Genomic DNA, 3457 nt, shown 5'->3' on the forward strand with positions numbered 1-3457 from the left:
GGCTGCGCATGGCCTGCACCAGGTAGGAGTTGGAGATCGCGGCATCGATGGCGGTGTCGAGCCGCCCGACCAGGCTGTAGTAGTCGTGCCGGGCCGGATCGGCGCCGTTGATCAGCTCGGGTGCGTCCAGGAGTTCACGCCGCAATTGTTCGAATGTGGCGGCGTCGCCGCGCTCGGCGGCCAGCCTCGCGGCCTTGCCCTCCAGGGTTTCGCGGAGTTCGAAGAGCTCGTCGATGTCCTCGAGGGAGATGTCGGTAACGACGACGCCGCGGCCGCCCGCCGTCGTCGTGAGCCCTTCAGCGGTCAACCGGCTGAGCGCCTCCCGGAGCGGGGTCCGCGAGATGCCAAGCCGCTCGGACTGTTCCACTTCGGCGAGGACCGTACCCGGAGCCAGGCGCCATTCGATGATGTCCTCGCGCAGGGCCGCATAGGCCTTGTCGCTGGCGCGCATACTGGGTCTCCTTCCTCGGCTGACCACCCCATTGTATACACAGTTCTGCGAAAGACCCAGAGTGCAGCCGTATTTCCCGCCAAAATCGAGAGTATCGGCGCTCGCTGTATACAAACCTCTTGTGGCGGGCCATGTGCCCGGCTACCATTAGCTGCATCACATCGTCGTGGACGGGATCAGCTTATGGACACCGCAAACTACCGGGACAGCTACGAGCGCAGCATCGGCGAGCCGGAAGCCTTCTGGCTGGAAGCCGCCGGCAAAGTCACCTGGACAACCCCGCCCACCAAGGCCCTCGATTCCGGCCGCGCCCCGCTCTACGGCTGGTTCCCCGACGGGGTCATGAACACCTGCTACAACGCCCTGGACCGGCACGTGGCGGAAGGCCGCGGTGCACAGGACGCCCTCATCTACGACTCCGCCATGCTGGGCACCCAGCAGCGCTATAGCTACGCCGAACTGACGGACCTCGTGGCCCGGTTCGCCGGGGCGCTGCGCAACCAGGGGGTGGGCAAGGGCGACCGTGTGGTCATCTACATGCCGATGATCCCGGAGGCCGCCATCGCCATGCTCGCCACGGCCCGGCTCGGAGCCGTCCATTCGGTGGTATTCGGAGGCTTCGCGCCCAAGGAGCTCGCTGCCAGGATCCTCGATGCCGCACCCGCCGCCATCGTCACAGCCTCCGGCGGGATCGAACCGTCCCGGCGCATCGAATACCTGCCCGCCGTCGCCGAAGCCCTCGAGCTCGCCGGCGCCCCCGGAACCCCTGTGCTGGTCAAAGCCAGGGACGGCTTCGCCGCCTCGGCCGCTGACCACCCCGGCTGGCTCGACTGGGACGCGGCCATGGACTCCGCGGAGCCCGCCGCTCCGGTGGACGTCCTGGCCACGGATCCGCTCTACATCCTTTACACCTCCGGGACCACCGGGACGCCCAAGGGAGTGGTGCGGGACAACGGCGGCCACGCCGTCGCCTTAGGCTGGACGCTGGAGAACATCTACGACGTCGGCCCGGGCGATGTGATGTGGACAGCCTCCGACGTCGGCTGGGTGGTCGGACACTCGTACATTGTCTACGGGCCGTTGCTGGCCGGCGCCACCACGGTGATCTATGAAGGCAAGCCGGTCGGCACCCCGGACGCCGGCGCGTTCTGGCGCGTCATCGAGGACCATAAGGTCAACGTACTGTTCACGGCCCCGACGGCGCTGCGGGCCATCCGCAAGGCCGACCCCGAGGCCAGGCTGCTGGAGCAGTACGACATCTCCAGCCTGCGGACCCTCTTTGCCGCCGGGGAACGGCTCGACACGGACACCTTCCACTGGGCGTCCGGAATCCTGGGCGTCCCCGTGGTGGACCACTGGTGGCAGACCGAGACGGGCTGGGCCATCTGCGCCAACCCGCGGGGCCTGGACGGGCTGCCGATCAAGGCCGGGTCGCCGAGTGTTCCCATGCCCGGTTTCCGGCTGCGGATCCTCGACGGCGCGGGGCAGGAGGTTGAGCCGGGCACCGAGGGCAACATTGTGCTGGGACTGCCGCTCCCGCCGGGCACCCTCACCACCCTCTGGCGTAACGATGAGCGGTACATCTCCTCCTACCTGCAGGCCTTCGAAGGCTGCTACGCCACCGGGGACTCCGGCTACAGGGACGAGGACGGCTACCTGTTTGTAATGGGCCGGACGGACGACATCATCAACGTCGCCGGGCACCGGCTCTCCACCGGGGCCATGGAGCAGGTGATCGGCCAGCACCCGGCCGTCGCCGAATGCGCCGTGATCGGGCTCGCCGACCCGCTCAAGGGCCAGCGCCCCAGCGGGTACGTGGTGCTCAAATCCGGGGTGGACGTGCCCGAGGACGTGCTGGTCACGGATCTGGTCGCCCTGGTCCGGCGCGACATCGGCGCCGTGGCGGACTTCAAACACGTCACCGTGGTGGACGCGCTGCCCAAGACCAGGTCGGGCAAGATCCTGCGTAAGACCATGCGCCAGATCGCCGACGGGGACGACTACGTGGTCCCGTCCACCATTGAGGACGCCGGGGTAATCGACCAGCTCCTGGAGACCCTGCGCCCGGGCGCCGCGGGGGAGCAGCCCGCCTAGGATCCCGGCCGGCTCCAGCGGTATTCGTTCTCCGGCCGCCCGGGCGCGCCGTAGCGGGCGGTGCGGGACACCGTGCCGGCGTCGGCGAGATATTCGAGGTAGCGGCGTGCTGTCACCCGCGACATCCCGAGTGCGTCCATAACCTCGCTGGCCGACACCGCCCCCGATTGCAGCTTCATGAACTCCCGCACGGACTCCAGAGTGGACCCTGACAGGCCCTTCGGCAGGGGCAGCTCCGATGGTGCGCGCAGGCTCGCAAACGCCTGGTCGACGTCGCTTTGGGACGCGCCGGGTCCGGTGCCTCCGACCCCCGGGGAGGCGAGCTGCTCGCGGAACAGCCGGTAACTGCGGAGCTTGTCCGCGAACGTCGCGTAGGTGAACGGCTTGATCAGGTACTGCACGACGCCGGTCGCCACGGCGCTGCGGACAATGGACAGTTCGCGGACGGCGGTGATCGCGATGATGTCCGCGAAGAGGCCRGCAGCGCGCATCCGGCGGGCGATATCAAGCCCGTGCAGGTCCGGCAGGTTCATGTCCAGCAGGACCAGTTCCACGGGCTGCCCGGCGGCCGACAGGTCCGTCATCAGGCGCAGCGCGGACTGCCCGTCCGGGGCGGAGCCGGCGAGGGTGAAGCCGTCCAGCCGGCCGATGTACGCGKCGTGGGCAGCCGCTGCGATCGGTTCGTCCTCGACGACGAGTACGCGGATATCGCTCATTGCTGTTCCTCTGTTGTCCCGGCTGGATCCGCCGCGGCTGCCGGCGCCGTCGGCAGCGTGACACGGAACAGTGCCCCGGCCGGGCTGGTGATTGTCATGCTACCGCCCAGCCGCTGCACCGCCTGCCGGACCAGCGCCAGTCCGAGTCCGCGACCGAAGGGGCCGGACGCCTTGGTGCTGAAGCCGTGCCGGAAAA

4 protein-coding genes are annotated in these 3457 nt (G+C 68.7%); 1 reads left to right on the plus strand and 3 read right to left on the minus strand.

All coding sequences use genetic code 11. The features are described from left to right. Nucleotides 1-451: GntR family transcriptional regulator (locus tag AC1DHD_RS15065; RefSeq protein WP_476880488.1), on the minus strand; the 451-nt coding region annotated here is incomplete at its 3' end. 183 nt (nucleotides 452-634) lie between these two features. On the opposite strand from AC1DHD_RS15065, the gene AC1DHD_RS15070 reads away from it, so the two are divergent. Continuing rightward, nucleotides 635-2545: a propionyl-CoA synthetase gene (locus AC1DHD_RS15070; RefSeq protein WP_476880489.1), complete on the plus strand. Its 1911-nt coding sequence runs from the start codon at nucleotides 635-637 to the stop codon at nucleotides 2543-2545. Here the strand turns inward: AC1DHD_RS15070 and AC1DHD_RS15075 are convergent. Beyond that, entirely contained in the window at nucleotides 2542-3261 is a 720-nt protein-coding gene (locus AC1DHD_RS15075) for a response regulator (RefSeq protein ID WP_476880490.1), read from the minus strand. The genes AC1DHD_RS15070 and AC1DHD_RS15075 overlap by 4 nt on opposite strands. Further along, nucleotides 3258-3457, minus strand: a 200-nt coding sequence (locus AC1DHD_RS15080; RefSeq protein WP_476880491.1) for an ATP-binding protein, incomplete at its 5' end; no start/stop codon positions are given. The genes AC1DHD_RS15080 and AC1DHD_RS15075, both read right to left, overlap by 4 nt.

The organism is Arthrobacter sp. 05L45_2 (genome assembly GCF_056397525.1).

Coding starts and splice junctions, on each gene's coding strand:
- AC1DHD_RS15070 (WP_476880489.1), top strand. CDS start 635: ATGGACACCGCAAACTACCGGGACAGCTACGAGCGCAGCATCGGCGAG.